This window comes from Nocardia jiangsuensis, assembly GCF_042650385.1.
Taxonomy (GTDB): Bacteria; Actinomycetota; Actinomycetes; order Mycobacteriales; family Mycobacteriaceae; genus Nocardia; species Nocardia jiangsuensis.
Genome location: NZ_JBHSAX010000022.1, coordinates 126,989 through 152,645 on the forward strand (window position 1 = coordinate 126,989; position 25,657 = coordinate 152,645).

The following is a 25,657-nucleotide window of genomic DNA, read 5'->3' on the forward strand; positions in this document are numbered from 1 at the left end:
AGAACGTGACGAGTACGTCGCAGGCCGGGATTCCGGTTCGATCGTGCCCGGTGGCGCACGGCGCGCCCGGCGACTCCGACGAGCCGCGCGTACCGCTGCACACACCGGACTTCGCGGCCGACCCGCACTACTACTACGAGGAGATGCGCCGCCGCTACGGCGCCATGGCGCCGATCGAGCTGGCGCCGGGTGTGCCCGCCACCCTCGTCCTCGGTTACCGCACCGCCGTTCGGGTGCTGAACGATCCGGAGCACTTCCCTGCCGACCCGCGCACCTGGCAGCAGACCGTGCCGTCGGACTGCCCGATCCTGCCGCTGCTGGAGTGGCGCCCGATGGCGAGCCGCAGCACCGGCGCCGATTTCACCCGCTACCGCGGGGCCATCACCGCGAGCATGGACCAGGTCGACCTCTACGCCCTGCACGAGGTGGTGGAGTCGCTGGCGCTGCCGCTGATCGACTCCTTCTGCGGGGCCGGCGAGGCCGAGCTGATCAGCCAGTACGTCTACCCGCTGGTCTTCGGCATCGTGAACTACCTGCTCGGCTGCCCGCCGGAGATCGGCGCCAAGGTGGCGGCCGGTACCGCCGCGCTGCTGGAGGGGGTCGACGCCGAGGAGGGCAACCGGCTCCTCGGCGAGGCGCTCATGCAGCTGGTGACGCTCAAACGCGGCCAGCCGCGCCGCGACATCACCTCGGACCTGCTGCTGCACCGGGCCGGGCTGGACGACGTCGAGGCCTCGCACCACGTCTCCCAGGTGTACGGCACCGGCATCGAGTTCGAGCTGAACCTCATCGTGAACACGCTGCTGCTCATCCTGAACGACGACCGGTTCGGCGGCCGGGTGCTCGGCGGCCACCTCTCCACCAGGGACGCCCTGGACGAGGTGCTCTTCAACGACCCGCCGCTGGCCAACCTGCTGATCACCTACCCGCGCCAGCCGGTGCTCATCGACGACGTCTGGCTGCCCGCGCACCAGCCGGTGGTGATCAGCATGGCCGCCTGCAACAACGACCCGATGGTCCGCCGCACCGACCAGATCACCGGCAACCGCTCGCACCTGGCCTGGGGGATCGGCCCGCACGCCTGCCCGGCGCAGAGCATCGCCTACCTGATCGCGCAGGACTCCATCGACCAGCTGCTGGACGCACTGCCCGAGTTGCGGCCGAACCTGCCGGATGGCCCGGTCTGGCGGCCCGGCCCGTTCCACCGCGCGCTCACCTCGCTCCCGGTCACCTTCCCGCCCACCCCGCCGATGAATCCGGCCGCCGCCGCTCCGTCCTGACGATTCCGGCCTCGGTCCGGCCGTCGTCCGCGACAATCGGACCGTGGTGCAGTCGAAGGCGCGCGGGTGGACGCCGGCGCAGGCGGGCGAGCAGAGCGGCCGGGTCGCGGTGGTCACCGGCGCCAACAGCGGGATCGGGCTGGAGACCGCGCGGGCGCTCGCCGTTGCCGGCGCCACGGTGGTGCTGGCCTGCCGCGATGTCGGCAGGGCGGAGGCGGCGCGCGCGGCTGTCGCGGAGTCGGCGCCGGATGCGGAGGTGCGGGTCGAGCGGTTGGACCTGGCCGCGCTGGCCTCCATCGCCGAGTTCGCCGAGCGGCTGCCCGATCCCGCGATCGACCTGCTGATCAACAATGCCGGGGTGATGGCCTCCGCGCGCGGGGAGACCGCGGACGGATTCGAGACCGATTTCGGCACCAACTTCCTCGGGCCGTTCGCGCTCACCGGGCTGCTGCTCGACCGGCTGGCCGCCGCGCCCGCCGCCCGGATCGTCACCGTCGGCAGCCACACCGACCGCACCCCGTCCGCCCGGCTCGACTTCGAGGATCTGCAGAGCGAGAACGGTTTCCGCACCTCGCGGACGTACGCCCGCTCCAAGCTGGCGGTCACCACCTTCATGGTGGAGCTGGACCGCAGGCTGGCGGCGGCCGGGTCGTCCGTCCGGGCGCTCGGCGCGCACCCGGGCGGGGTGCGGACCGGCATCCTGAACCAGCAGAACCGCCTGCTGCGCGCCGCCTTCGACGAACGCCTCGCCCGGCTCACCAACTGGTTCAGCCAGAGCCCGGCCGACGGCGCCCGCGCCATCCTGCGCGCCGCGCTCGACCCCGAGGCGCAGGGCGGCGACTACTTCGGTCCCGGCGGCCGGAATCCGCTGGTCGGGCCGCCGGAGCGGGTGCCGATCACCCGGCCCGCGCTGGACCCGGTGCTGGGCGGGCGGCTCTGGGCCGAGGCCGAGAAGCTCACCGGCATCCGCTACCTCGGCCCGTAGCTCGGCACGGCATGCTCCAGCGCCGAACCGGTGGCGGGGCCGCCGGGGATGGCGGAGAATGTGCCGGGGAAGCGACCGTCGGGGAGGCCGCGTGTTCGACCAGCTGTTCCACCGGGCCGCCGTCGCGGCCGGGCTCGCCGTCGTCGGCGCGCTCTGGCTCGCCTTCTTCACGCTGCTCGGCGCGGCGGGCTCGGCGACGCCGTACGTGCTCGGGGTGCTCGCCGTGCTCGGGTTGCTCGGCGCCTGGCGCTACGCCGCCGCCGCGCCGGTCCGGCGCTGGCGCCGCTTCGCCCGGCAGTTCACACCGCCGGTGCGGGACGCGCTCGCCGTGGTGATGGACGAAGCGGGGGCGGGCCGCGCCTGGGCCGCCGCCGGGCTCTCCCGCCCGATCCTGGTGGACCGCGCGGGGGACTGGGGTGTGGTGCCCACCGCCGACGGTGCCGCGCTGCGGATCCGCCGCCGCCCCGGGCACCACGTCCCCGACTACGCGGGCGCCGCCCCGGTGCTCGCCCGCGCACTCGGGGTCACCGCCGTCCGGGTCGTCGGCGGCCCGGCCGGCGTCCTGCACCTGTACCTGCACGTCCGCCGCGCACCGACTCCCGGTGGCGGCAGCCGGACCGCGAAGTAGCGGCCGCTCCGGCGGATCGGGCCGGGAGGCAGCGGCCCCTCGGCCCGAACGGGCCTACTTGATCAGCGGGTCCCGCGGCATGCCGAGGATGCGCTCGGCGATCTGATTGCGGGTCACCTCGGAGGTGCCGCCTGCGATGGCCATCCCGCGGGCGCCGAGCGTGGCCAGCGCGACGGTCGCCGCCGGGCCGTCCACCAGGGCCAGCTGCTCGCCGAGCAGCGCGCCGGAGATGGCCGCCCACTCGTTCATGTGCTCGGCCAGCGCGAGTTTGGTGATGTTGCCCTCCGGCCCCGGCCCGGCGCCCTCGATGCTGCGGGCGGCCCGGCGCAGGTTGAGCAGCCGCAGCGCGTGCTCGTCGGCGATGTAGCGCCCGGCCCGCGCCCTGCTGCCCGCGGGCGGCTCCGGGTGCCCGTTCACCCCGGCCACGATGGCCGAGACCGGCAGCATGGCGGCGCCGGAGCCGCCGCCGATGCTGACCCGCTCGTTGCCGAGCGTGGCGCGCGCGACGGTCCAGCCCGCGCCCGGCGCGCCGACCACGTCCTCGTCCGGCACGAAGACGTCGTCGAAGAAGACCTCGTTGAACTCCGCGCCGCCGGTGATCATCCGGAGCGGCCGCACCGTCACACCATCGGCGTGCATGTCGATGATCACCGTCGTGATGCCCGCGTGCTTGGACGCCGCCGGGTCGGTGCGCACGGTGGCGAGACCGCGGTGGCAGTAGTGCGCCCCGCTGGTCCAGACCTTCTGCCCGGTGACCCGCCAGCCGCCGTCCACCCGGACGGCCTTCGTGGTGATGCCCGCCGCGTCCGAGCCGGCGGCGGGCTCGGAGAAGAGCTGGCACCAGATCTCGTCGCGGCGCAGCGCGGCATCGACGAAACGCTCGATCTGCGAGGGCGTTCCGTGCTGGATCAGGGTGAGCACCACCCAGCCGGTGATGGAGTAGTCCGGCCGCTTGATCCCGGCGGCCCGGAACTCCTCCTCGACGACGAGCTGCTCGACGGCGCCCGCCGCCCGGCCGAAGGGCTCGGGCCAGTGCGGCATGACGTAGCCGGTCTCGATCAGCCGGTCCAGCTGCGCCGCCTCGTCGCCGGCGGCGGCGATCTCGGCGGCCGCCGCGCGCGCCTTCGCGCGCAGCTCCTCGGCCTCCGGCGGCAGGTCGAGGCTGTCCGCGCGGCGCACCCCGGCGGCGGTGCGGGCCAGCACGTCCTCGGCGGGGCCGTCGCCGCCGAAGATCGCGCGCAGGGTCAGCGCCCGGCGCAGGTGCAGGTGCGCGTCGTGCTCCCAGGTGAAGCCGATGCCGCCGTGCACCTGGATGTTCAGCTCGGCATTGCGCACATACGCCGGGAAGGCGATGGCCGCGGCCGCGGCCGCGATCAGCCGGAACTGCTCCTCGTCCTCGCCGGCCGCGCGGGCCGCGTCCCACACCAGCGCGACCGCGGACTCCGCCGCCACCAGCATGTTCGCGCAGTGGTGCTTGACCGCCTGGAAGGTCGCGATGGTGCGGCCGAACTGCGCCCTGACCTGTGCGTAGGCGACCGCCGCCTCGACGCAGTCGCCCGCCCCGCCAGCGGCCTCGGCGGCGAGCAGGGCGCGGGCCCGCGCCACCGCCGCGTCCCCGGCGCCGGGCAGCACCTCGGCGATCTCGGCATCGGCCAGGGTGACCCGGCCGGAGCGGCGGGTCGGGTCCAGGTTCTGTGGCGCCTCGACGGTGACGCCGTCCGCTCCGCGCCGCACGATCAGCACGTCGTCGCCCGCGGTGAGCAGCAGCAGGTCGGCCGCGGCGGCGCCGAGTACCACCCCGGCCTCACCCTCGGCGCGGTCGCCCGACACCGTGATCCGGCCGCGCAGCCCGACCGCGGCGGTCACCGAGCCGTCGGCCAGCCCGGGCAGCAGCCGGGCCCGCTGCTCGTCGCTGCCGACGGCCGCGATCACCGCCGAGGCGATGACGGTCGGCAGGAACAGCCCCGGCGCGACCGCCCGCCCCAGCTCCTCGACGACGACGACCAGCTCGGGCAGCCCGTACCCGGAGCCGCCGTGCTCCTCGGGGAGGTGCAGACCGAGCCACCCCGCCCCCGCGATCTCGGCCCAGAACGGGGGTGTCGGCTCGGTCTCGGCCTCCAGCAGCGCGCGCGCCGCATCCCGCGCCTCGTGCGCGGTGAGCAGCGAGCGGGCCACCCCGGCCAGCTCACGGTGGTCGTCGGTCACGGCAATGCCCATCGGGGCCTCCTGTCCTCGTGCCCGATCCACGGTAGGCGAGAGGTGGCATCGTGGATGGCGGAATCTCTCACCCTGTCGGGGGCGGGGGTGGAGGGCGGCCCGCCGCCGCGCCGGATCCGCTCGAGAGTGGTTGCGCCGAGGACGAATTGGCGAATGCCGGGTACGCGGTGTCCAACTGTATGCTGGCGCGGTGACGAACGATCTCGAGGCTCATCTCGACACTCTGCTGAACGAGGCGGTCGCCGAGCATCGCAGGCGGAAGGACGAACTGAGCAAGGCCAGCTGGGGTCTGAACGTCGGCGCGATCGCGCTCAGCGCGTGCACCACCGTCCTGCTCGGCCTGCACATCGACGGCGCGTACCTCGATGTCTCGCGCAATCTCGCGCTGGTGCTGAGCGCCGCGCTCACGCTGATCGCGAGCGTGAACATGTTCTGGGGCATCGACAAGTACTGGATGCGCCGCAAGGTCATCTACAACGACCTGGTCGTGCTCAAGGAGGAGTTCGACTACGTGTGCGCCATGCGCGGGCCGGGGATGCGCAAGGAGATGGAGGAGATCTTCGGCAGCTACCTGCACATCCTGCGCAAGCACACCGACTACTGGGAGGTGCGCGAGCGGCACACCAGCGTAGCCGTGCTCCCGCTCCCGACGAGCCGGTCCGAGTACAGCACCTCCTGAGCCGGGCCGCGGCACCGGGCGTCGCCGCGGCGCGACAGCTCCGTCTCGTACGATCGAACGGTGCGTCACCTCGTGCGGTCGGTGTGGACCGAGCCCGCCCCGCCGGACCCGCCGCGGCCGCGCGGGCGGGATCGCGCGCTGGTCGCCGCGCTGCTCGCCCTCACCGCGCTGGAGGTGGCGCTGCGACCCGATGTGCCGCACCGGTGGATCTGGCTGGCGGTGGCGGCGCTGATCCTGCCCACACTGCCCTGGCGCCGCACCCGGCCGCTGCCTGCCGTCGTCTTCGCGTTCGGTTTGTCCGCCGCCGTCACCGTGCTGCTCGGCGGCGAACAGTCCGGCCTGACCACGCTCACCGCGCTGTTGCTGCTGCCGTACGCGCTCTTCCGCTGGGGTTCGGGGCGCGACACCGTGCTCGGCACGGCCATCGTGCTCGCCGGGGCCGCGATCGGCACCGTCGGCAGCGGGCTCCCCGCCGCCGACGCCGCGGGCGGGTTCACCGTGCTGTTCGCCGCCGCCGCGCTCGGGCTGGCGAACCGCTACCGGGCCGGGGCGAAGGCCCGCGAGCTGGACCAGGTCAAGCTGCTGGAGCGGGAACGGCTCGCCCGCGACCTGCACGACACCGTCGCCCACCACGTCTCCGCGATCGCCGTCCGCGCCCAGGCCGGACTGGCCACCGCGCCCGCCCGCCCGGAGGCCGCCACCGACGCCCTGCGGGTGATCGAGGCCGAGGCGGCCCGCACGCTCACCGAGATGTGCGCCATCGTGCGCGCGCTCCGGGCCGGCCGCGCCGAACTGGAGCCGAATCCCGGCATCGGCGACCTGTCCCGGCTGGCCCGCCCCGCGGGCGACGGCCCCGCGGTCGAGGTCCGGGTCGCGGGCCCGGTCGGCGAGCTCCCGCCCGCGCTCGGCGCCGCCGTCTACCGACTCGCCCAGGAGTCGGTGACCAATGCGCTGCGGCACGCCCGCGCGGCCACCCGGGTACAGGTGCGGGTCCGCGCCGACGACACCGCCGTCCGGCTCTCGGTGCACGACGACGGCGAGCACCGCCCCGCCGCGCCACCCGGGCTCGGCCGGCTCGGCATGGGCGAGCGGGCCGCGCTGTTCGGCGGCAGCTGCGAGAGCGGCCCGGCGCCCGGCCGCGGCTGGACGGTCACCGCGGTGTTGCCGAGGGAGGTGGCGCCGTGACGCTGCGCGTGCTGGTCGCCGACGATCAGGAGATCGTGCGCACCGGGCTGGTGATGATCCTCGACGCCCAGCCCGGCATCGAGGTCGTCGGTGCCGCGGCGGACGGCGACCTGGCCGTCGCCCTCGCCCGCGAACTGCGCCCCGACGTCTGCCTGTTCGACATCCGGATGCCGCGCACCGACGGCATCGAGGCCACCCGCAGGCTGGCAGGGCCGGAGGTCGCGGATCCGCTCGCCGTCGTCGTGATCACCACTTTCGACCTGGACGAGTACGTCTACGCGGCACTGCGCGCCGGGGCGCGCGGCTTCCTGCTCAAGGAGGCGGGCCCGGAGCTGCTGGTGCAGGCGATTCGCGCCGCAGCCAACGGCGACGCCCTGATCGCGCCGAACGTCACTGCCCGGCTGCTCGCCGCCTTCGCGGGCACGGCTCCGGAATCCGCACCGGCGCAACCGTTCAGCCCGCTCACCGCCCGCGAGGAGGAGATCCTCGCCGCGGTGGCGCGCGGCCGCACCAATGCCGAGATCTGCGCCGAGCTGCACATCGGGCTGAGCACGGTGAAGACCCACATCGCCAGCCTGATGGCCAAGCTCGGCGCCAGGAACCGGGTGGAGATCGTCATCTGGGCGTACGAGACCGGGCGGCGCTGACTCGGCCGAAAGGCCGAGGCATCCCCGGCCGCCGGGCCGATGTGGGGCGCACCCGTGACACGGAAGCATCTCCGATATGACAGACATCATGCGCGCCGTCGTACAGCGCGGCTACGGCAGGCCGGACGACGTCCTCGAGCTCACCGAGATCGAACGGCCGGTGCCGGGGGCGGGCGAGGTTCTGGTGCGGTTGCACGCGACGAGCGTCAACACTCCGGACTGGATCCTGGTCACCGGCACCCCCACCGTCCTGCGGCTCGGCTCCGGGTTGCGCCGCCCGTCCGCTCCGGTTCGGGGCAGTGATGTCGCCGGAACCGTCGCGGCGGTCGGCCCCGGCGTCACTGATCTCGCGCCGGGGGACGCGGTGTTCGGGTCGGGGTGGCAGAACCGGGCGGGCGGCGGGGCAGGCACCTTCGCCGAGTACACCGTGGCGCCCGCCGATCAGTTGCTGCGGAAACCGGCGGAGCTGCCGTTCGCCGAGGCCGCGGCGGCGGTGATGTCCGGGATCACCGCGCTCACCGCGGTCCGCGACGTGATCGCCGCGGGGCCGGGCACCCGGCTGCTGATCAACGGCGCCTCCGGCGGGGTCGGCACCTTCGCGGTGCAGCTCGCGGCCAGGGCGGGCGCCAGGGTCACGGCGGTGTGCAGCGGCCGCAATGCCGAGTTCGTCCGCGCGCTCGGCGCCGAGCACGTCATCGATCACACCGTCGAGGACTACACCCGCGGCACCGAGCGCTACGACGCGATCCTGGACAACGTGCTGAACCACTCGCCCGCCGCGAGCGCCCGGATGCTCGCGCCCGCAGGCGTGTACGTGCCGAACAGCGTGGGCAGCGGCAGCAGGCTGCTGGCCGGGTTGCCGCGCATGGCGCGGGCGGCGACGCTGCTCCGCCTGACCGGTACCCGCGTCCGCACCGTCACCTGCGTGCCGAACCGGGAGAACCTGGCGGCCGTGGCCGAGCAGCTCGGCACCGGCGAGGTGACCGCCATCGTCGAGCGGAGCTATCCGCTCGACGAGGCGGCGTCGGCGGTCTCGCACATGCTCGGGCACCGGGCCAGGGGCAATATCGTGATCACGATGTGACGCGGCGATCAGCTACCGATCGGCTATGGCCGGGCGTAGAGTCGACCCACCTCGGTCGGGACGGCTCGGAGGAGCACGCCATGAGATCGCTCTGCGTCGCGTTCGCCCTGCTCCTCGTGCTCGCCGGGTGTGCTGCCGACGATTCCGGCGGCTCGGCCCCCGCTCCGCCCGCCGCCGACGGCGAAGCCGCGCGGATCACCGAGTCGATCCGCGGGAAGGTCACCGCGGCCGGCGTCACCGGCGCGGTCTTCGGGGTGTGGCGCGGGGACGAGCAGATCGTGCTCGGCGCGCTCGGCGAATCCCCGGTCGGCGTGCCCGCCACCGCCGACCAGCGGGTCCGGGTCGGGCAGCCGATGGAGCCCATGCTCTCCACCGTGCTCTTCCAGCTCGAGCGCGAGGGCATGCTGACGCTGGACGAGCCGATCGCGCGCTGGCTCCCCGACTTCCCGCGCGCCGCCGCCATCACCCCGCGCATGCTGGCCGACAGCACCAGCGGCGTCGCCGACTACGTCACCGACCCCGAGTTCCTGCGCCGCTTCGAGGCGAACCCGATCCGCCCCTACACCGCGAAGGAGCTGCTCGACCTCGCGAACGCGCGGCCGCCGCTCTTCGAGCCGGGGACGGGCTGGTCCTACGCGCACAGCGACCTCGTACTCCTCGGTGAGGTGCTCCAGCACGCCTCCGGCAAACCGCTCGGCGAGCTGATCGCCGAGCGCATCGCCGATCCGCTCGGCATGCAGGACAGCGCGGTGGTGCTGACCTCCGAGATCGCCGCCCCCTACCTGCACGGCTACACCACCGAGCGCGGCGTCTTCGAGGACTCCACCTTCTGGAACCCCACCGCCTTCCTGCACTCCGGGAACATGAACGCCCCGGTCGCCGACATCGGCCGCTGGGTGCGCGCGCTCGGCACCGGCGAGCTGCTCGAACCGGCGCAGTTCGACGCCATGATGGGGCCGTCGACGGCCGGGCTCGGGCCGTTCACCACCGAGCGCTACTTCGCCTTCGGCGTCGTGCACCTGGGCGAATGGCTCTACATGAACCCCGCCTACGGCGGCTACGACGGCGTCGCGCTCTACGACACCACCAGCCGGACCACCGTCGTCGTCTACACCACCGACGGCCCGGCATCGGACGGCAATGCCAACTCCGCCATCCCGATCGGTGCCGCCGTCGCAGGCGCGCTGGTGCCGGAGCGCCCGCCGCGGCTGCCCTGAGCCCGGCTCAGCCCGCGTGCGTGCTGTCCAGCACGGTGGCCGCCACCAGATTCGGGTCGTCGATCATCGGCACGTGCCCGACGCCGGGCAGCACCCGGAAGGTGGCCAGCGGCAACCGCTCCCGCGCGATCGGGCCGAACCGCTCGACCGGCAGGATCGCGTCGTGCTCGGACCAGGCCACCGTCACCGGGCAGTCCGGGGTGAAGGCGGTCAGCGCCTCGTCGCTGCCGAGCAGGTCGGCGGCGACGGCGCACTGGGCGGTGTCGACGGCGGTGCGCGCCGCGTCCGCGGGGGAGAGCCGGTCGCCGCGCACGGCGACATCGCGCAGCACCAGCCTGCGCACCGCCGGGATCCGCAGGAAGGGCGGCGCCACCGGCCGGGTCGCCCGGGCCAGCCACACCACCCTGCGCAGCTTGCGCACCGCGCTGGAGTGCGCGGCGTCGTCGCGCCAGAGGCCGGCGGGGGAGAGCGCGCACACGCTCGCCGCCCGGCCGCGGGCCGCGAGCTCGAGCGCGACCCAGCCGCCCATGGAGTTGCCCGCCAGGTGTGGCCGGTCCAGCCCCAGCTCGTCCAGTAACCGCTCGGCATCGTCGACCACGTCGGCGAAGCGCGCCGGGCGGCGCACCGCCGCCGCGCCGCCGCGATGCCCGAGCGCGGTGGGCGCGTGCACCCGGTGGTGCGGTTCGAGCAGCGGAACCACCTCGCGCCACACCGCCCCCGACATGACGACGCCGTGCAGCAGGACCAGATCGGAGCGTGCGGAGACCACGCTCGAATTGTCCACCCGCACAGGGGCGCGGCGCCAACCCCGATTTCGATGGCTCGTCACTTGATTGTGCACAATTCGTGCGGCACGATCACGGGGTGAGTACTCCCGAGGTCGCCGACCGCACCCCGTCCTCGCCCGTCGTCCGGGCGCTGCGCCTGCTGGCCCGGCTCTGGCTCGGCATCAGCCTGGTCTTCGCCGGCATCAGCCATCTGAGCTTCGCGCGGCAGGACTTCCAGGCCCAGGTCCCCGCCTGGGTACCGCTGGACGAGGACTTCGTCGTGCTCGCCTCCGGCGTGGTGGAGATCGTGCTCGGCGCGGCGCTGCTCTTCGCCCCGCTGCGCTGGCTGCCCATCGTCGGGGTGGTCGCCGCGCTGTTCTTCGTCGCGGTGTTCCCCGGCAATATCGGTCAATGGCGCGAGGGGGTCGACGCCTTCGGGCTCGACACCGACGCCGAGCGGTTGACTCGGCTGTTCTTCCAGCCGGTGCTCATCGCCATCGCGCTGTGGTCGACCGGTGGCTGGAGCTGGCTGCGGGAGCGCGTGCGCCGCTGATCAGTGGTCGGGCAGCCGCATGCCCGCGGCGTGCCAGTCGCCGGAGACCTCGACCCGGCCGATGATCGCCAGTCCGGCCCGCCCGGCGGCCGCCGCCACCTGCTGCCCGTCGAGGTGGCCGGGGCGGACGGCGGTCGGGGTCAGCAGCCACAGCCGGGTGCGCGGGGCCATCGCCTCGGCGCAGCTGAGCAGCCGATCCTCCAGGTCGCCGTCGGCGCCGCGCCACCAGACCAGCAGGATGTCCGGCGCCCGCAGGGTCGAGCCGCCGGTGAGGGCGGTGCCGGTGACCGCCGCGACCTCGGCCCGGAGCGGCTCGTCGGCGTCCGTGCCGTGGCCGATCTCGCGCACCACCTGGCCCGGCCGGAACCCGAACCGGATCACCGCCGCGATCGAAGCGCTCACTCCGGACCTCCCTCGACTCCGCACCGGGTTCGGCGCGCGCACCCCCGATCCCGGCGAGTTCGATCGGGTGCCCCCTCGATACCCCGGCCCTCGCGGTTCACGCCGCCCGGCACGCCGTCGTTGCCGAACCGAGGCCGGATCGGGTCAGCCGCGCCACGCCGGGTCGCGGCCGAGCAACGCCACCACTCGATCGAGCCCGTCGGCGCCGGACCACGGCACCTCCGGGCCGAAGGCCGAGCCGGGCGCGGTGCGGGCCGCGCCGCCCGGCACCGCCGCCGCGACCTGGTACGCCGCCGCGAGCACCCGGTCGTCGAAGCGCACCGGCAGCCCCAGCGTGCGGGCGATATCCCAGGCGTGCACCACGTAGTCCACGAAGTGGAAGCACACCGCCTGCGCACCGGAGAACTCCCCGCCGAACTCGACCAGCGGAACCCGGCGCCCCAGGACGCCCGGCTCGCCGAAGGCGGCCAGCACCGTCTCGGCGGCGGCCAGGTACTCACCGGCCGGATCGTCGCCGAGCGGGCCGACCTTCCATACGGCCGGGTCGCCGTCGCCGCGCGCGGCGGCCGCGAAGCCGCGGTGCTGGGCGATGGAGTGCGTGAGCAGGCCGTGCAGGGTCCAGTCGGCGCACGGCGTCGGTAGCCGCAGGTCGGCCGGGCGCACCCCGGCGACCAGTTCGACACTCGTGCGCACGGCCGCGGCGTGGTGCGTGAGCAGGTCGGTGCGGGCGGCGAGGGCGTCCAGTGCGGCGAGCGGGTGTACCGCGGAATCGGCGGTCATGGTGTACCTCTCCGGCGAATTAGTAGGCTGCCACCTATCATGTGCAGATGCTTACGATCTGTCAACCGCTATTTTCGAACGGTGCCCGACCGCCGCCCCGACCTCGCCGCCATGATCGTCCCGCTCGGCCGCGCCCTGATGGCCGCCGAGCAACCGGTGCTCGACCGGCACGGCATCTCCATGTGGGGGTACTCGGTGCTGCTCGGGCTCGGCGCGGAGCCGACCCACACCCAGTCCGCGCTCGCCAGGCGGATCGGCGCCGACAAGACCCGGATCATCCCGGTGCTGGACGAGTTGCAGCGGCAGGGGCTGATCCGCCGCGAACCCGACCCCGCCGACCGCCGGGTCAACCTGGTCGCCCTCACCGACGCGGGCCGCGCCACCCGGGACCGCGTCCAGCGCGACATCCAGCGGGCCGAGGAATCGGTACTCGAACCGCTCACCGCCGCCGACCGGACGGCGCTGCTCCGGGCCCTGCGCGTGCTCCACGAGGCGAACCGGAACCCGGACTGAGCCGCCGGCCGGTCGAACCCGGACCCAGCCGCCCCACCGGGCCAGCCGAATCCCCTCGCGAATTCGCAGCGAACGAGAGGGGACCTTCATCGTGATGTCACCGCGATCGGCACGAACGGCGCTCATGCGCCTCGCCCTGGCGGGCGCGCTCGGCGCCGCCGGGCTGATGGGCACCGCGGGCGGCGCCACCGCCGCCCCCGGCGCGCGCGTCGTCGGGGCCGAGCAGGTGAACGACCGGCAGCAGAACGTGCAGGTCTTCTCGCCCGCCATGAACCGGCCGATCACCGTGCAGGTCATCCGCGCCGCCGCGAGCACCCCGCGGCCGACGCTGTACCTGCTCAACGGCTCCGGCGGCGGCCCGAACGGCAGCGGCTGGGATGCCCAGACCGACGCCGTCGGCTTCCTCCGCGACCGCGACGTCAACGTGGTCACGCCCTACGGCGGCAGCAACTCCTACTACACCGACTGGATCCGCGCGGACGCCGTCCTCGGCTACAACAGGTGGCAGACCTTCCTGAACGAGGAGCTCCCGCCGGTCATCGAGGCGTACCTGAACGCCGACGGCAACCGCGCGCTCGCCGGGGTCTCCATGAGCGGCACCTCGGTGCTGAACCTCGCCATCGCCAAGCCCGGCTTCTGGAACAGCGTCGCCTCCTACAGCGGCTGCGCCCAGACCTCCGACCCGGTCGGCCACGAATTCGTCCGGATCACGGTGGAGAACTGGGGCGGCGGCCAGAGCGTCGAGAACATGTGGGGCCCGGCCGCCGACCCGCTCTGGCGCGCCAACGACCCGCTGCTCAACGCCGAGGGGCTGCGCGGCACCGCCGTCTACCTCAGCACCGGCAGCGGCCTCCCCGGCCCGCACGACAACGCCGCCGACCCGCGCGTCCAGGACGGCCGCATCCCCCTCCCGGTCCAGCTCGCCTTCGGCGGCCCCATCGAAGCCGCCATCCGCTACTGCACGATCAACCTGACCAACCGGCTGCGGGAACTGAACATCCCCGTCACCCTCGACGACCGCCCCACCGGCACCCACTCCTGGGGTTACTGGGAAGACGACCTGCGCACCAGCTGGCCCTTCCTGGCTCAATCCATCGGCACGAACTGACCGACCTCGGGGGGGAGCAGGTGCAGGGCGAGGAGCGCGGTGTCGTCGATGACGCCGCCGCCGAGCTCGGCGAGCAGGCCGCGGAGCGCGGCGACGAGCTCGGTGGCGGTGACCGGGGCCAGGTCGCGGACGAAGGCGAGCAGCGCCTCCTCGCCGTAGACGTCGGCGGGCCCGGTGCGCGCCTCGATCAGCCCGTCGGAGTAGAGCAGCAGGGTGTCGCCGGGGCGCAGCATGGTGCTGACGGTGGTGATGTCGGCCTCCGGCAGCACCCCGATGAGCTGGCCGCCCGCGGTGGGCAGGAATTCGGCGCTGCCGTCGGCGCGCAGCAGCAGCGCGGCCGGGTGCCCGCCGCCGGCGAGTGCGACGTGCGCGGCGTCGCGGCCGAGCGTGAGCTGGCCGTAGAGCACGGTGCAGAAGCGCGGGTCGTCCGGGTGGTGCGAGTCGAGCATGACCCGGTTGAGCCTGCTGAGCACCGAATCCGGCTCCGGGTCGTGCACCGCGGCGCCGCGCAGCGTGTACCGCACCCGGGAGGTGAGCGCCGCCGCGCCCGCCCCCTTGCCGCAGACGTCGCCGAGGAAGAAACCCCAGCGCCCCGGGCCCTGCGGGAACAGATCGTAGAAATCGCCGCCGACCTCGTCCAGCGAGGCGATGTGGTAGTGCGCGGCCACGTCCAGCCCGGGCACCGCCTCCAGCGCGGGCGGCAGCAGGGTGCGCTGCAGGATGGTGTTGACCCGCTGCAGCCGCTCGCGCTCCCGCTCGGCCTCGCGCCTGGCGCGCAGCAGCTCGGCCTCGTAGGCGCGGCGATCCCTCGCGTCGAAGACGGTGGTGCGGATGAGCTGCGGCTGCCCGTCCGCCCCCGACTTCACCACCGAGCTGAGCAGCACCGGCAGCCGCCCCCCATCGGCGGTGCGCAGCTCCAGCGCGATGCCCTTCACCTCGCCCTGCATCCGGAGCAGCGGCGCGAAGTGCGTCTCGTGGTAGAGCCGCCCGCCGACGGTCAGCAGGTCGTTGAAGTAGCGCCGCCCGACCAGCTCGGCGCGCGGGTAGCCGAGCCAGTCCAGCAGGGTCGTGTTGACCTTGGCGATCTGCCCGTCCAGCAGCGTGGAGAGGTAGCCGCACGGCGCGTTCTCGTAGAGGTCGTCGGTGCTGTCCTCCAGCAGCGCGGAGAACTCCGCCGCGTCCGCGGCATCCCGCGTGTGGCGGGCGCCGGACTCCCCGGCGGCGCCGATCATGACGGCTCGCCCCCCGGAGCCTCCAGCCCGGTGACGAAGGCGCGGATCGCCTCGGCGGTCTCCTCCGGCGCGGCCAGCTGCGGGCAGTGCCCGGTCGCGTTCAGCGTGACCAGCGTGCTGCCCGCGATCTCGGCGTGCACGAACTGGCCGACCTCGGGCGGGGCGATGGCATCGTTCGAGCACTGCGCGACCAGCGTCGGCACCCGGACCGCGGCCAGATCGCCGCGGTTGTCGGAGAGGAAGGTGACCCGGGCGAAGACGCTCGCGATGGCGGGGTCGGTGCGGCAGAACTGGTTCTCCAGCTCGGTGGCGAGCTCCGGCCGGTCCGGGTTGCCCATGATCATCGGCGCCGCCGCGCCGGACCAGCCCAGGTAGTTGGCGTCCAGCGACTCCAGCAGCTCATCGATGTCGGCGGCGCTGAACCCGCCGCGGTACCCGGTGGCCGGGTCGTCGAGGAAGCACGGGCTCGGTGCGAGCAACACCAATCCGGTGAACAGCTCCGGCGCCTCGGCGGCGGCGAGCACCCCCATGGTCGCGGCCACCGAGTGCCCGACGAAGACCACCGGCCCGAGGCCGATCCCGCGGCACACCTCGACCACGTCCTCGGCGTAGGAGCGCATCTCACCGTAGCGCTCGGCGCTCCACGCGGAGAGGTCGGAGCCGCCCGCGCCGACGTGGTCGAACTGCACCACGGTGAAGTCCGGTTCGAGCAGCGGGGCCACCAGCCGCCACATGTTCTGGTCGCAGCCGAAGCCGTGCGCCAGCACCACCACCGGGGCGCCGGTGCGCCCGGAAACCGCCACCCGGTTCCTCGCAACCACGTTCATCCGTCCATCCTGACAGACCGAGCCGCGGCAGCCACCGACACCGGAGCAACTTCGGGGAAATCATTCGCCAACAAGCGTTTTCGATCATGCGCATGTTCGTTCAGGGCGTCGCGCGGCTTCGCAAACCGTCCAGGATGAGCTCGAGGCCGTAGTCGAATTCGTCGCCGTGGTCGTACCCCGCGCGCAGTACGTGGTGCTCGGCGAGCTCGGCGAAGTACGGATAGTCCCCGGTCGGCAGGGTGTCCATGATCCGGTTCGCCACCTCGGCGGTCTCGTCGGGGCCGTCGAACGGCAGCGCGGCCTCCTGCAGCGCGAAGCCGTAGACGTAGCTGTCCAGGACCGAATACGCGTGCGCGGTCAGCTCCAGCGAGAAACCGGCGCGGCGCAGGCAGCCGATGACCGCGTCGTGGTGCCGCAGCGTCGCCTGCCCCGGCGCCGCCCTCGACTCCATCAGCCCGACCGCCCAGCGGTGCCTGGCCAGCGCCGCTCGGGCGGATCGGGCCCGCGCGCGCATGGCGTCCCGCCAGTCCGCGCCGGCGCCGGGCAGCTCGATCTCGGCGAAGACCAGGTCGACCATCCCGTCCAGCAGGTCGCTCTTGCCGCGCACGTGGTTGTAGAGCGACATGGCCTCCACCCCGACCAGCGTGCCGAGCCGGCGCATGGTCAGCGAACCGATGCCGTGCTCGTCGGCGAAGGCGACGGCGGCGCGCAGGACGTGCTCGCGGGTGAGCGGCGTGCGTGGGGGCATCGAGACCTCGGGATTGACGGTACTTACGGCGTAAGCCTACGATACTTACGATGTAAGTCCGAGGCTGGAGGAACCATGAAGGTCGTGCTCGTCGTCGTGCTCGCGCTGGTGGCGGTGGTGCCGCTGCTGCTCGCGGTGCTGTGGGCCGGGCTGCGCTGGCAGATTCCGCCGGTGGTGCGCGCGGTGCGCCAGCTCAACAAGCGGGTCACCAACCGCAGGGTCATCGGCACCGCGGGCAGCGAGACCTCGCACACCGCGGTGATCGTGCACGTCGGCCGCAAGTCCGGGCGCGAGTACGCCACGCCGGTGGATGTGGTGCCCGCCGGTGACGCCTTCGTGATCGCGCTGCCCTACGGCACCACCGCCGACTGGATGCGCAACGTGTTCGCGGCGGGCTCGGCGACCGTCGGCGTCCGCGGTGAGCGGATCGCGGTGGACCGGCCGGAGCTGGTCGAGACCGCCGAGGTGCGCGCGCTGCTACCGCGCGGCGCGCGGGTGCTGCTCGGGGTGTTCGGGGTGCGGCAGTGCCTGCGGGTGCACCGCGTGACGCCGGTTCACGGCTGATTCGGTTGCAGCACGTGCGGGCGCAGCCGGTCGAAATCGCGCACCCGCACGCTGCGCAGGTTCTGCGTGCTGAACTCGGGCTCGCCGACCAGCTCGGCGGCCGCGGCGTCGTCGATCAGGGTGGTGCCGGGGCGGGCGACGCCGGTGAGCCGGGCGGCGGCGTTCACCGTGGAGCCGTACAGATCGCCGAAGCGCTGCAGCACCGGCCCGTAGGCGATGGCGACCCGCAGGTCCGGGGTGCCGCCGACCATCATGGTCGAGTCCTGCAGCGCCACCGCGATCCGCGCCGCCTCCAGCACCGTCTCCGCCGCGAACATCACCTCGTCGCCGACGTTCTTGATCACCCAGCCGCCGTTGTCGGTGACCGCCGCCGCGGTGGTGGACTCGAAAGCCTCCAGCAGCGTCGACAATTCGTCCGGGTGCAGGTGCCGGGTGAGCCGGGTGTAGCCGACCATGTCGGCGAAACCGACGGCCAGCGTCCGGATGTGGTCCGCGCCGGCACTGCCGTCCAGCGAGCGGGTGACGGCGGCGGCGAGGTGCCTGCGCCAGGTGTAGCGCTGCAGCTCCTCGAAGGCGTCGAGGGTGAACTCGGTTGCCTCGCGCAGGGATTCGGCCGACTCGCCATCGGCGCGCGCGGCCCTGGCCATGATCTCGGTGGCGACCAGGTCGGCCTGCCACTCGGTGAGCCGGGCCATGCTCTGCCCGAGCGTGCGCGCCGAGGCAGCCACCACCCGCGGATCGGCCGACTGGAACACCGTGAGATCGCGGAACAGCCGGACCGCCGCCACGTCCAGCCCGGTGTACTCGACGTCGTCGTCCGAGCCCGCCGGGAAGCCGAGCGCGCTCCAGAGCTTGCGCGACGTCTCCGGCGTCACCCCCGCCTGCTCGGCCACCTCCGCCCTGGTGAAGCGGCGCTCGGCACCGAGCAGATACGACTCCATGATCGAGCGCACCAGCTCGGAGACCTCGGTCGATACCACCCCGACCACCTTACGGTGAGGTCGGAAGGTTTGGGAGCGAGCCGGTTCCACCCCGGGTCGCCGCCGTCCTTCTCGGCCGGACTGGTCCCATGCCCCCCGACCGCCCCGAGGGAATGCAGGTTCCGGCGTCGTCCACCGCCGACCCGCGTGTTCGCGCCCTGCTCGCACTCGCCACCGGCGGGACGGGATCGCGCCTCGAACACGCGCTCGTCCCGTACCGCTCCGGCGCGGCCGAACTCGTCGTCGTCCGCGTGCACGGCCTGCCCGCCGCGCTCGCCGGTTACCGCCGTCGCTCCGGCCACCTCGAACTGCTGCACCTGGCCACCGCGCCGGAACATCGGCGCCGCGGCCTCGCCGCCGCCCTGCTCGACGGAGTCCGGCGCCGCTTTCCGGCGCTGCCGATCCAGGCGGAGACCGACGCCGACGCGGTCGGGTTCTACCGACGTCTCGGCTTCACGGTCACGTCCCTGGGCGAGAAGTATCCCGGTGTCGAGCGCTTCGCCGTCCGCTCGAATCGATAGCGCCCGAGCCGGTCCGTCCGGATGTCTCCCTGCTTGCCGGTTCCGGCCCGGATCGGCAGGATGAGGAACGCCATGACCCTCGAACTCGCGCTGGACAGCGCAGGCGGCGCTCTCGGCCGAGGTGACGCACCGGCATCCCGAGGCGATCGCCGGTGCCATGCTGGTCGCGGTCGCCGCGAGCCACGCCGCCGCGACACGCGAAAAGGATTGTCCGGCAGATGATCTGTTGAAGGCTGTGGAGCCCTACCTGATCGATGGGATGACCGCGGAGGGCGTCCGGCGCGCCCGCGCCCTGCTCGGCCGGTCGGTGGCCGAGGCCGCCTACGAACTCGGCAACGGTGCCGGGGTGAGTGCACAGGACACCGTCCCGTTCACGCTCTGGACCGCCGCCACCTTCCTGCACGACTACCCGGCCGCCGTCACCGCCTGCGTCGAGGCGGGCGGCGACGCCGACACCACCGCCGCCATCGTCGGCGGCATCGTGGCCGCGCACACGGGCCCGCACGGCATCCCGGAGCAGTGGCTCGCCGCACGGGAGCAGCTGCCGGGGTGGGCCGAGCACTGGCCGCCGACCCTGCGCGTCCGCCCGTGGACGCCCGCCGACGGGCAGGCCGTCGCCCGCTGGCGCTACCCCGGCCGGTCGGCCGTCTACGACATCACCGAGCCACCCACCGGCTACACCGCCGTCACGGCCCCGGACGGCGCCCTGCTCGGCTTCTACTGCACCGGTGCCGAGGCCCGCGTCCCCGGCCTCGCCGCGATGCCCGGCGTCACCGACCTCGGTGCCGGCCTGCACCCACGCTGGGTGGGCCGCGGGCGCGGCCGCGCCTTCGCCGATGCGGTGCTGGACTCCGTCCGCCGCGAATATCCGGACACCTCGATCCGCGCGGTGGTGCAGGAGTGGAACACGCGCGGCAGGCGACTCCTGGCGAGTGTCGGCTTCGCCGCGATCGCCAGGCACGAGGCTCGCGGAATCCCCTACGTGGTGCTGAGCGACCGCGACTGGACCGCCGTCACACCGTGACCCGGCTCACATCGGCGCGCCGGGCGCGGAAATGCAGACCCCGCCCCCGCGGTCTGAAACGCGAGTGAACGATTTACCGCTTCCGCCAGTCCGCCCCGCCCGACCTGGGCGAACGAAAGCGGTCGGCAATCAACCGGCGGGCGTGACTTCCCAACGTGTGGAAGGGTCATCGCCCGATGCACGCGTGGTTCCACGCACGGCATCGCTCCCGGGTCGGGCCGGGGTGGCATGCGCACACAGCCGGAATTCGGCACGCTGCCTGTGGTGATCGCATTCCGCGAATTCCCGGCAAGCCGGTTCGGCGCTGCCGTCCGCCTCGGTCACCGCACCGCGCACCACGAAGAACGGACACGAAGAGCAATGACACGAGTTCCCTCGCACCCCACCCGCGGCCACCGGGCCGGGCTGCTCACCGCGGGGCTCGCCGCCGCGCTGGCCCTGACCTCCGGGGCGGGCTCCGCCTGGGCGGGGGTGGACAGCACCGACCGGGTGATCGACGGCAAGCAGCGCACGATCAGCGCCATCCAGGCCGACACCACCATCCGCGCGGTGCCGCCGCTGGACCGCAATCCGCTCACCCGGCAGTGGTTCCACGACGTCACCGCGCAGTTCACCGTCGAGGGCGACAAGGCCGACGAGTTCGCGGGCACCATCAAGATCGGCTACCTGGTCGGCTTCCCGGCCACCGTCGACGGCCGGATCAGGTTCGGCTACAGCTCGCCGCGGGTCGGTATCGAGACCGACAACGGCATCCCGGGCCCCAAGCTCGACGTCGACCTGATCCCGACCGTCACCGGCGAGATCGAGACCGGCTTCGGGCCGGGCGTGCGGCAGATCGAGGCGGTCAGCGGCCGGATCACCGGCAGCGAGGGCAGCGTCCGGCTCACCAACTCGATCGGCACCGTCACCGGCGTGATCGGCACCGCGACCGTGCAGCCGTACGTGACCGTGGTCAGCGACACCGGCGACTCGGTCACCACCCTCGGCAAGCCCTACGAGGTGAACTGACCCGTCAGTCCTCGGTGAGCGGCACGATGCCGGACGGGGCGTCCAGCAGCGCGACGGTGCGCGCGGCGGCCGCGTCCACGTGGATGCGCGGGTGCGCGGGCGGCTCGGCCTCGTAGTACGTGCCCGGCCCGTAGAGCTGCCCGTACCGCAGCACCACCCCGCCGATCTCGAGCACCGCCCGCTCGTGCCCGGCGATCACCGCCTCGCGCCCGGCCGGAGTCCAGGCGATGCTCTGCGCCAGGAACCGGGCGGAACCGGCGGCGGCGATCAGGTTGGCGGTGCCCTCGGTGCGGATCCGGTCGTTGGCGGCCGCGCTCGCGGGAATGTCCGCGGCGGCGTCCGGCAGGTCGGTGAGCTGGTGCACGACCAGATCCGGGCGGAACTCGGCGACCGCGGCGGTGAGCGCGCCCGCGCAGTAGACGTCGACCACGACCGGTTCCGCGCCCGCCGCGGCGATCGGCGCGGTGCGCGCGGCCGATCTGGTGGTCCCGGCGACGACGTGGCCGGCCTCGATCAGCAACGGCAGCAAACGGACTCCGAGCACGCCGGTGGCGCCGGCGAGGAAGATGCGCACCGGCCCAGCCTAGAACTCCACGGCGTCCCGGATGAGCGGGCAGGTCATGCAGTGCCCGCCACCCCGCCCGCGCCCCAGCTCGGCGCCGACGATGGTGATCACCTCGATGCCCTGCCGCCGCAGCGCGGTGTTGGTGTGCGTATTGCGGTCGTAGGCGAAGACCACCCCCGGCTCGACCGCGACCAGGTTGTTGCCGCTGTCCCACTGCTGGCGCTCGGTGGCGTAGTAGCCGCCGCCGGTCTCCACCACCCGCAGCGCGGGCAGGTTCAGCGCGGCGGCGACCACCTCGAGGAAGGTACCCGACTCCTCCACCACCTCGATGCCAGGCGCCCGGTCCGACGGGTACAGCGAGATGGTGCGCAGCGCGTAGACGATGTCGGGGAAGACGGTCACCAGGTCGCGGTCGGCGAAGGTGAGGACGGTGTCCAGGTGCATGGCGGCGCGCAGCTTCGGCATGCCCGCGACGATCACCCGCTGCGCGGCGCCCGCGTCGAAGAGCGCCTTCGCGACCTGGGTGATGGCCTGCCGTGAGGTGCGCTCGCTCATGCCGATCAGCACCACCCCGTTGCCCACCGGCATGACGTCGCCGCCCTCGAAGGTGGCGAGCCCCCAGTCCCGCTCGGGGTCGCCCCACCAGATCCGGGAGCTGGTGAAGCGCGGGTGGAAGGTGTAGAGCAGCTTCATCAGCAGCGTTTCGTCGTGCCTGGCCGGCCAGTAGAGCGGGTTGAGCGTCACGCCGCCGTAGATCCAGCAGGTGGTGTCGCGGGTGTAGAGCGTGTTCGGCAGCGGCGGCACCAGGTACTCCCGCACCCCCGTCTGCTCGCGGGCCAGCGCCAGGTAGCCGGAGCGGAACTCGGCGGGCAGGTCGGCGGTGGCGAGCCCGCCGATCAGCTGGACGGCGAGCGCGCGGTCGTCGAGCGTCTCCAGGTAGCGGCGGGTGTCGTCGACCAGGCCGAGCCCGACCTCGTTCGGCACGATGGCGCGGTCCAGGATCCAGGCCCGCGCACCGTCCTGGGCGAGCGTCTCGGTGAGCAGGTTGTGCAGCTCCAGCACCTCGACGCCGCGCTGCCGCAGCTTCGCGGCGAAGTCGAAGTGGTCGCGCCGGGCGTTCTGCACCCAGAGCACGTCGTCGAAGAGCAGGTCGTCGCAGTTCGACGGGGTCAGCCGCTCGTGCGCCAGGCCGGGCGCGCAGACCAGCACCGAGCGCAGGGTGCCGACCTCCGAGTGCACACCGAATTCCGTCACAGCCGTCTCCTTGTCAGATGGTGATGGTTCCGGTCGCCAGCGCCACGAACCCCGCGATCGCCCCGGCCACCGAGACGGCGAGCAGCACCCACTCGGTGCCCGCGAACGGGCGCCTGCCCTGCTCGCGCCGGGTCAGCACGAACAGGATCGAGCCGGGCGCGTAGACCAGGCAGGCGAGCAGCAGGTTGTCCGCGCCCGCCGCGAACACGAGGAACGCGGTGTACAGGGTGGCCAGGCCTGCCACGGCGAGGCCGGTGCCCGGCTTCCCGTCGCCGAGCGCCAGCTTCAGCGCGAACGCGGCGGCGAGCAGGTACGGGACGAGGGAGAGCACGCTGGTGAGTTGCAGGGTGAAGGCGAAGGCGTCCTCGGAGAAGAGCGTGACCACCAGCACCGCCTGGATCATCAGCGTGGTCAGCAGCAGCGCCGCCGACGGCACGCCCTGCGCGTTGCTGCGCGCCAGCCACTTCGGCATGTCGTGGTCCTGCGCGGCCACATAGAGCACCTCGGCGGCGAGCAGCGTCCACGCCAGGTAGGCGCCGAGTACCGAGACGATCAGCCCGATGCTGATGAACCAGGCCCCCCATGGCCCGACCACCGACTCCAGCACGGGGGCCATCGACGGCTGCCGGGTGGCGGCCAGCTCGGCGCGCGGCAGGATGCCGTAGGCGACCATGGTCACCGAGGCGAAGACGGCGAGCACGCTGAGGAATCCGAGCACGGTGGCGCGGCCGACGTCCTCCCGGCGGCGCGCGTAGCGGGAGTAGACGCTGGCGCCCTCGATGCCGAGGAAGACGAAGACGGTGACCAGCATGGTCGAGCGCACCTGCTCGAACAGCGACTCGCTGTACGCCTCGCCGCCCCAGAAGTTGTCGGCGAAGACGCCGGCGTCGAAGTAGAAGAGCGCGATCACCACGAAGCAGAGAATCGGCACCAGCTTGGCGATCGTGACGATCCGGTTGATCGCGGCGGCCTCCCTGACCCCGCGCAGCACCATGGTGTGGAACAGCCAGATGAAGACCGACGACAGCAGCACCGCGGGCACCGTGTTGCCCTCGCCGAAGATCGGCAGCACCTGCCCGAGCGTCGACTTGATCAGCACCCAGTAGGTGACGTTGCCGACGCAGGTGCTCGCCCAGAAGCCGAAGGCGGCGAAGAAGCCGGGGTACTCGCCGAAGCCGGCCTTGGCGTAGGCGTAGATGCCGGCGTCCAGGTCGGGGCGGCGGATGGCGAGCCGCTGGAAGACGAAGGCCAGCATGAGCATTCCGCTGCCCGCGATGGTCCACGCGACGAGCGCGCCGAAGCCGCCGGTGGCCTGGCCGAAGTTGCGGGGCAGCGAGAACACCCCGGCGCCGACCATGGAGCCGACCACCATGGCGGCCAGGGTCGGCAGCGACATGGTGCGGGTCGCGGTCTTGTCGGTGTCCATGGAGCTCCGTGCGGTCCGGGGACGTGCTGGAGGTCGCCCCGGACTATACGGGAGCTTTGCTGGAAATTCGCTGATTGTGTGTACCGGCTGACTCCGCGCGCCAGCCGGAACCCGGGGGGCTGCGCGCCGCGCGCGGGCATCCGTAGGGTGGCCGGAGGTCGGGCGGGAGAAGGGGAGTTGACTGTGACGGTACGCAATCCGTTCGCCGCGGACGGCAGCTGGCCGGATGTGGTGGTCACCGCGGTGGCGGCGACGACCTCGCTGGCGGGCACCGCCGACGAGACCTGGCGCAGGCTGCTCGCGGGCGAGTCCGGGATCACGACGCTGGACCAGCCGTGGGTCGCCGAGCACGAACTGCCGGTGCGGATCGGCGGTTCGCTGAAGGTGCCGCCGAGCACCGAGCTCTCCCGGGTCGAGCTGCGCAGGCTCGCCTACGTGGAGCAGTTGGCGACGGTGCTCGGCAGGCAGGTGTGGGCCGCCGCGGGCAGCCCGGAGGTGGATCGGGACCGGCTGGCGGTGGCCATCGGCACCGGGCAGGGCGGTGGCGACGCGGTGGTCGCCGCGCGGGACGCGCTGGTGCAGCACGGGTATCGGAAGATCTCGCCGCTCGCGGTGCAGATGATGATGCCGAACGGGCCGTCCGCTGTGGTCGGGCTGGAGCTGCGGGCGCGGGCCGGGGTGGTGACGCCGGTCTCGGCCTGCTCGTCCGGGTCGGAGGCGATCGCGAACGCCTGGCAGATGATCGCCATGGGCGATGCCGACATCGTGGTGACCGGCGGCGTCGAGGGCTACATCGACCCGGTGCCGATCGCGGCGTTCTCCATGATGCGGGCCATGAGCACCCGCAACGACGACCCGGCGGCGGCCTCGCGGCCGTTCGACGCCGACCGGGACGGCTTCGTCTTCGGCGAGGCCGGTGCGCTGCTGGTGCTGGAGACCGAGGCGCACGCGCGGGCGCGCGGCGCGACGATCCTGGCCCGGCTGCTCGGCGCAGGCGTCACCTCGGACGGCTTCCACCTGGTCGCGCCGGACCCGGAGGGCGCGGGCGCGGCGCGGGCCATCACCAAGGCGCTGCGCCGGGCCGGGCTGGCAGGCTCCGATATCGGGCACGTGAACGCGCACGCCACCGCCACCCCGATCGGGGACACCGCGGAGGCGTCGGCGATCGCGAACGCGGTGGGCACGCACCCGGCGGTGTACGCGCCGAAATCGGCGCTCGGCCACTCCATCGGCGCCTCCGGCGCACTGGAGTCGGTGCTGACCGTCTTCAGCCTGCGCGACGAGATCATCCCGCCCACCCTGAACCTGGAGAACCAGGACCCCGCGGTCCCGCTCGACATCGTCGCGGGTGCACCGCGCCGCGGCCGCTTCGACTACGCGGTCAACAACTCGTTCGGCTTCGGCGGGCACAACACGGCCCTGGTCTTCGGGCGGGCCTGAACCCCACCGGAACTCGGGGCTGG

The 25,657-nt window shown here is 73.3% G+C and carries 26 protein-coding genes and 1 pseudogene; 16 read left to right on the top strand and 11 right to left on the bottom strand.

Annotated elements, in window-relative coordinates:
- Positions 1-5: 5 nt before the first annotated feature.
- The 3 genes from ACFO0B_RS26690 to ACFO0B_RS26700 all read left to right on the top strand — a co-directional run bounded on the left by ACFO0B_RS26690 (position 6) and on the right by ACFO0B_RS26700 (position 2,893).
- Positions 6-1,280: a cytochrome P450 gene (locus ACFO0B_RS26690; RefSeq protein WP_378615568.1), complete on the top strand. Its 1,275-nt coding sequence runs from the start codon at positions 6-8 to the stop codon at positions 1,278-1,280.
- 43 nt (positions 1,281-1,323) lie between these two features.
- A complete protein-coding gene (locus ACFO0B_RS26695; RefSeq protein WP_378615570.1) occupies positions 1,324-2,265 on the top strand; it encodes an oxidoreductase in 942 nt (313 codons plus the stop codon).
- Positions 2,266-2,356: 91 nt separating this feature from the next.
- Positions 2,357-2,893: a hypothetical protein gene (locus ACFO0B_RS26700; protein ID WP_378615572.1), complete on the top strand. Its 537-nt coding sequence runs from the start codon at positions 2,357-2,359 to the stop codon at positions 2,891-2,893.
- A 54-nt stretch (positions 2,894-2,947) separates the two neighbouring features.
- Here the strand turns inward: ACFO0B_RS26700 and ACFO0B_RS26705 are convergent, their stop codons facing one another.
- A complete protein-coding gene (locus ACFO0B_RS26705) occupies positions 2,948-5,110 on the bottom strand; it encodes an acyl-CoA dehydrogenase (RefSeq protein WP_378615574.1) in 2,163 nt (720 codons plus the stop codon).
- A 190-nt stretch (positions 5,111-5,300) separates the two neighbouring features.
- Between ACFO0B_RS26705 and ACFO0B_RS26710 the strand changes: the two genes are divergently transcribed.
- From ACFO0B_RS26710 to ACFO0B_RS26730, 5 genes are all read left to right on the top strand, one after another.
- On the top strand, positions 5,301-5,789 hold the full coding sequence (locus ACFO0B_RS26710; RefSeq protein WP_378615576.1) for an SLATT domain-containing protein: 489 nt from the start codon (positions 5,301-5,303) through the stop codon (positions 5,787-5,789).
- A gap of 60 nt (positions 5,790-5,849) precedes the next feature.
- The gene (locus ACFO0B_RS26715; RefSeq protein WP_378615578.1) at positions 5,850-6,974 is read left to right on the top strand and encodes a sensor histidine kinase; all 1,125 of its coding nucleotides are present in this window, start codon (positions 5,850-5,852) and stop codon (positions 6,972-6,974) included.
- Entirely contained in the window at positions 6,971-7,621 is a 651-nt protein-coding gene (locus ACFO0B_RS26720) for a response regulator (RefSeq protein WP_378615580.1), read from the top strand. Before ACFO0B_RS26715 ends, ACFO0B_RS26720 begins: the two co-directional genes overlap by 4 nt.
- A gap of 76 nt (positions 7,622-7,697) precedes the next feature.
- Positions 7,698-8,705 carry an NAD(P)-dependent alcohol dehydrogenase gene (locus ACFO0B_RS26725; protein WP_378615582.1) on the top strand — a complete coding sequence of 336 codons (1,008 nt, stop codon included), beginning with the start codon at positions 7,698-7,700 and terminating at the stop codon, positions 8,703-8,705.
- An 80-nt stretch (positions 8,706-8,785) separates the two neighbouring features.
- The gene (locus ACFO0B_RS26730; protein WP_378615584.1) at positions 8,786-9,922 is read left to right on the top strand and encodes a serine hydrolase domain-containing protein; all 1,137 of its coding nucleotides are present in this window, start codon (positions 8,786-8,788) and stop codon (positions 9,920-9,922) included.
- Positions 9,923-9,929: 7 nt separating this feature from the next.
- On the opposite strand, the gene ACFO0B_RS26735 is transcribed toward ACFO0B_RS26730, so the two are convergent.
- A complete protein-coding gene (locus ACFO0B_RS26735) occupies positions 9,930-10,691 on the bottom strand; it encodes an alpha/beta fold hydrolase (RefSeq protein ID WP_378615586.1) in 762 nt (253 codons plus the stop codon).
- Between the two features lie 95 nt (positions 10,692-10,786).
- Between ACFO0B_RS26735 and ACFO0B_RS26740 the strand changes: the two genes are divergently transcribed.
- Complete coding sequence (locus tag ACFO0B_RS26740; RefSeq protein WP_378615588.1) at positions 10,787-11,242, top strand: DoxX family protein; 456 nt, start codon at positions 10,787-10,789, stop codon at positions 11,240-11,242.
- Here the strand turns inward: ACFO0B_RS26740 and ACFO0B_RS26745 are convergent, their stop codons facing one another.
- Both ACFO0B_RS26745 and ACFO0B_RS26750 read right to left on the bottom strand, forming a co-directional pair.
- A complete protein-coding gene (locus ACFO0B_RS26745) occupies positions 11,243-11,644 on the bottom strand; it encodes a DUF3052 family protein (protein ID WP_378615590.1) in 402 nt (133 codons plus the stop codon).
- A gap of 144 nt (positions 11,645-11,788) precedes the next feature.
- Entirely contained in the window at positions 11,789-12,424 is a 636-nt protein-coding gene (locus ACFO0B_RS26750; protein ID WP_378615592.1) for a TIGR03086 family metal-binding protein, read from the bottom strand.
- 81 nt (positions 12,425-12,505) lie between these two features.
- On the opposite strand from ACFO0B_RS26750, the gene ACFO0B_RS26755 reads away from it, so the two are divergent.
- Together ACFO0B_RS26755 and ACFO0B_RS26760 are read left to right on the top strand one after the other, a co-directional pair.
- Positions 12,506-12,937 carry a MarR family winged helix-turn-helix transcriptional regulator gene (locus tag ACFO0B_RS26755; RefSeq protein WP_378615594.1) on the top strand — a complete coding sequence of 144 codons (432 nt, stop codon included), beginning with the start codon at positions 12,506-12,508 and terminating at the stop codon, positions 12,935-12,937.
- 94 nt (positions 12,938-13,031) lie between these two features.
- Positions 13,032-14,045, top strand: coding sequence for an alpha/beta hydrolase (locus ACFO0B_RS26760; protein ID WP_378615596.1), 1,014 nt, complete (start codon positions 13,032-13,034; stop codon positions 14,043-14,045).
- On the opposite strand, the gene ACFO0B_RS26765 is transcribed toward ACFO0B_RS26760, so the two are convergent.
- From ACFO0B_RS26765 to ACFO0B_RS26775, 3 genes are all read right to left on the bottom strand, one after another.
- Positions 14,024-15,277: a PP2C family protein-serine/threonine phosphatase gene (locus ACFO0B_RS26765; RefSeq protein WP_378615598.1), complete on the bottom strand. Its 1,254-nt coding sequence runs from the start codon at positions 15,275-15,277 to the stop codon at positions 14,024-14,026. The two genes, ACFO0B_RS26760 and ACFO0B_RS26765, sit on opposite strands and share 22 nt — an antisense overlap.
- Entirely contained in the window at positions 15,274-16,104 is an 831-nt protein-coding gene (locus ACFO0B_RS26770) for an alpha/beta fold hydrolase (protein ID WP_378615600.1), read from the bottom strand. Before ACFO0B_RS26770 ends, ACFO0B_RS26765 begins: the two co-directional genes overlap by 4 nt.
- Positions 16,105-16,204: 100 nt before the next feature.
- The gene (locus tag ACFO0B_RS26775) at positions 16,205-16,852 is read right to left on the bottom strand and encodes a TetR/AcrR family transcriptional regulator (protein WP_378615602.1); all 648 of its coding nucleotides are present in this window, start codon (positions 16,850-16,852) and stop codon (positions 16,205-16,207) included.
- A 75-nt stretch (positions 16,853-16,927) separates the two neighbouring features.
- Between ACFO0B_RS26775 and ACFO0B_RS26780 the strand changes: the two genes are divergently transcribed.
- Complete coding sequence (locus ACFO0B_RS26780; protein ID WP_378615605.1) at positions 16,928-17,416, top strand: nitroreductase family deazaflavin-dependent oxidoreductase; 489 nt, start codon at positions 16,928-16,930, stop codon at positions 17,414-17,416.
- Here ACFO0B_RS26780 and ACFO0B_RS26785 read toward each other — a convergent pair.
- Complete coding sequence (locus ACFO0B_RS26785) at positions 17,407-18,357, bottom strand: adenylate/guanylate cyclase domain-containing protein (protein ID WP_378615870.1); 951 nt, start codon at positions 18,355-18,357, stop codon at positions 17,407-17,409. The genes ACFO0B_RS26780 and ACFO0B_RS26785 overlap by 10 nt on opposite strands.
- Before the next feature lie 128 nt (positions 18,358-18,485).
- Here ACFO0B_RS26785 and ACFO0B_RS26790 point away from each other — a divergent pair, with 128 nt between their 5' ends.
- The 3 genes and pseudogenes from ACFO0B_RS26790 to ACFO0B_RS26800 all read left to right on the top strand — a co-directional run bounded on the left by ACFO0B_RS26790 (position 18,486) and on the right by ACFO0B_RS26800 (position 20,949).
- On the top strand, positions 18,486-18,917 hold the full coding sequence (locus ACFO0B_RS26790; protein ID WP_378615607.1) for a GNAT family N-acetyltransferase: 432 nt from the start codon (positions 18,486-18,488) through the stop codon (positions 18,915-18,917).
- Positions 18,918-19,023: 106 nt separating this feature from the next.
- Positions 19,024-19,941 (top strand): annotated as a pseudogene (locus ACFO0B_RS26795) (ADP-ribosylglycohydrolase family protein); the annotation flags it as partial.
- Positions 19,942-20,301: 360 nt separating this feature from the next.
- On the top strand, positions 20,302-20,949 hold the full coding sequence (locus tag ACFO0B_RS26800; RefSeq protein WP_378615609.1) for an MspA family porin: 648 nt from the start codon (positions 20,302-20,304) through the stop codon (positions 20,947-20,949).
- Positions 20,950-20,953: 4 nt separating this feature from the next.
- On the opposite strand, the gene ACFO0B_RS26805 is transcribed toward ACFO0B_RS26800, so the two are convergent.
- Genes ACFO0B_RS26805 through ACFO0B_RS26815 form a run of 3 tightly spaced genes read right to left on the bottom strand, consistent with a single transcriptional unit; the run spans position 20,954 to position 24,194 of the window.
- Positions 20,954-21,523, bottom strand: coding sequence for an NAD-dependent epimerase/dehydratase family protein (locus ACFO0B_RS26805; RefSeq protein WP_378615611.1), 570 nt, complete (start codon positions 21,521-21,523; stop codon positions 20,954-20,956).
- Positions 21,524-21,532: 9 nt separating this feature from the next.
- Positions 21,533-22,768: an arginine deiminase gene (locus ACFO0B_RS26810; protein ID WP_378615613.1), complete on the bottom strand. Its 1,236-nt coding sequence runs from the start codon at positions 22,766-22,768 to the stop codon at positions 21,533-21,535.
- Positions 22,769-22,781: 13 nt separating this feature from the next.
- Entirely contained in the window at positions 22,782-24,194 is a 1,413-nt protein-coding gene (locus ACFO0B_RS26815) for a basic amino acid/polyamine antiporter (protein WP_378615615.1), read from the bottom strand.
- Between the two features lie 177 nt (positions 24,195-24,371).
- Between ACFO0B_RS26815 and ACFO0B_RS26820 the strand changes: the two genes are divergently transcribed.
- Positions 24,372-25,634 carry a KasA/KasB family beta-ketoacyl-ACP synthase gene (locus ACFO0B_RS26820; RefSeq protein WP_378615617.1) on the top strand — a complete coding sequence of 421 codons (1,263 nt, stop codon included), beginning with the start codon at positions 24,372-24,374 and terminating at the stop codon, positions 25,632-25,634.
- Positions 25,635-25,657: the final 23 nt, after the last annotated feature.

Coding starts and splice junctions, on each gene's coding strand:
- ACFO0B_RS26705 (WP_378615574.1), bottom strand. CDS start 5,110: ATGGGCATTGCCGTGACCGACGACCACCGTGAGCTGGCCGGGGTGGCC.
- ACFO0B_RS26725 (WP_378615582.1), top strand. CDS start 7,698: ATGACAGACATCATGCGCGCCGTCGTACAGCGCGGCTACGGCAGGCCG.
- ACFO0B_RS26730 (WP_378615584.1), top strand. CDS start 8,786: ATGAGATCGCTCTGCGTCGCGTTCGCCCTGCTCCTCGTGCTCGCCGGG.
- ACFO0B_RS26750 (WP_378615592.1), bottom strand. CDS start 12,424: ATGACCGCCGATTCCGCGGTACACCCGCTCGCCGCACTGGACGCCCTC.
- ACFO0B_RS26760 (WP_378615596.1), top strand. CDS start 13,032: ATGTCACCGCGATCGGCACGAACGGCGCTCATGCGCCTCGCCCTGGCG.
- ACFO0B_RS26765 (WP_378615598.1), bottom strand. CDS start 15,277: ATGATCGGCGCCGCCGGGGAGTCCGGCGCCCGCCACACGCGGGATGCC.
- ACFO0B_RS26770 (WP_378615600.1), bottom strand. CDS start 16,104: ATGAACGTGGTTGCGAGGAACCGGGTGGCGGTTTCCGGGCGCACCGGC.
- ACFO0B_RS26775 (WP_378615602.1), bottom strand. CDS start 16,852: ATGCCCCCACGCACGCCGCTCACCCGCGAGCACGTCCTGCGCGCCGCC.
- ACFO0B_RS26780 (WP_378615605.1), top strand. CDS start 16,928: ATGAAGGTCGTGCTCGTCGTCGTGCTCGCGCTGGTGGCGGTGGTGCCG.
- ACFO0B_RS26785 (WP_378615870.1), bottom strand. CDS start 18,357: ATGGAGTCGTATCTGCTCGGTGCCGAGCGCCGCTTCACCAGGGCGGAG.
- ACFO0B_RS26790 (WP_378615607.1), top strand. CDS start 18,486: ATGCCCCCCGACCGCCCCGAGGGAATGCAGGTTCCGGCGTCGTCCACC.
- ACFO0B_RS26800 (WP_378615609.1), top strand. CDS start 20,302: ATGACACGAGTTCCCTCGCACCCCACCCGCGGCCACCGGGCCGGGCTG.
- ACFO0B_RS26815 (WP_378615615.1), bottom strand. CDS start 24,194: ATGGACACCGACAAGACCGCGACCCGCACCATGTCGCTGCCGACCCTG.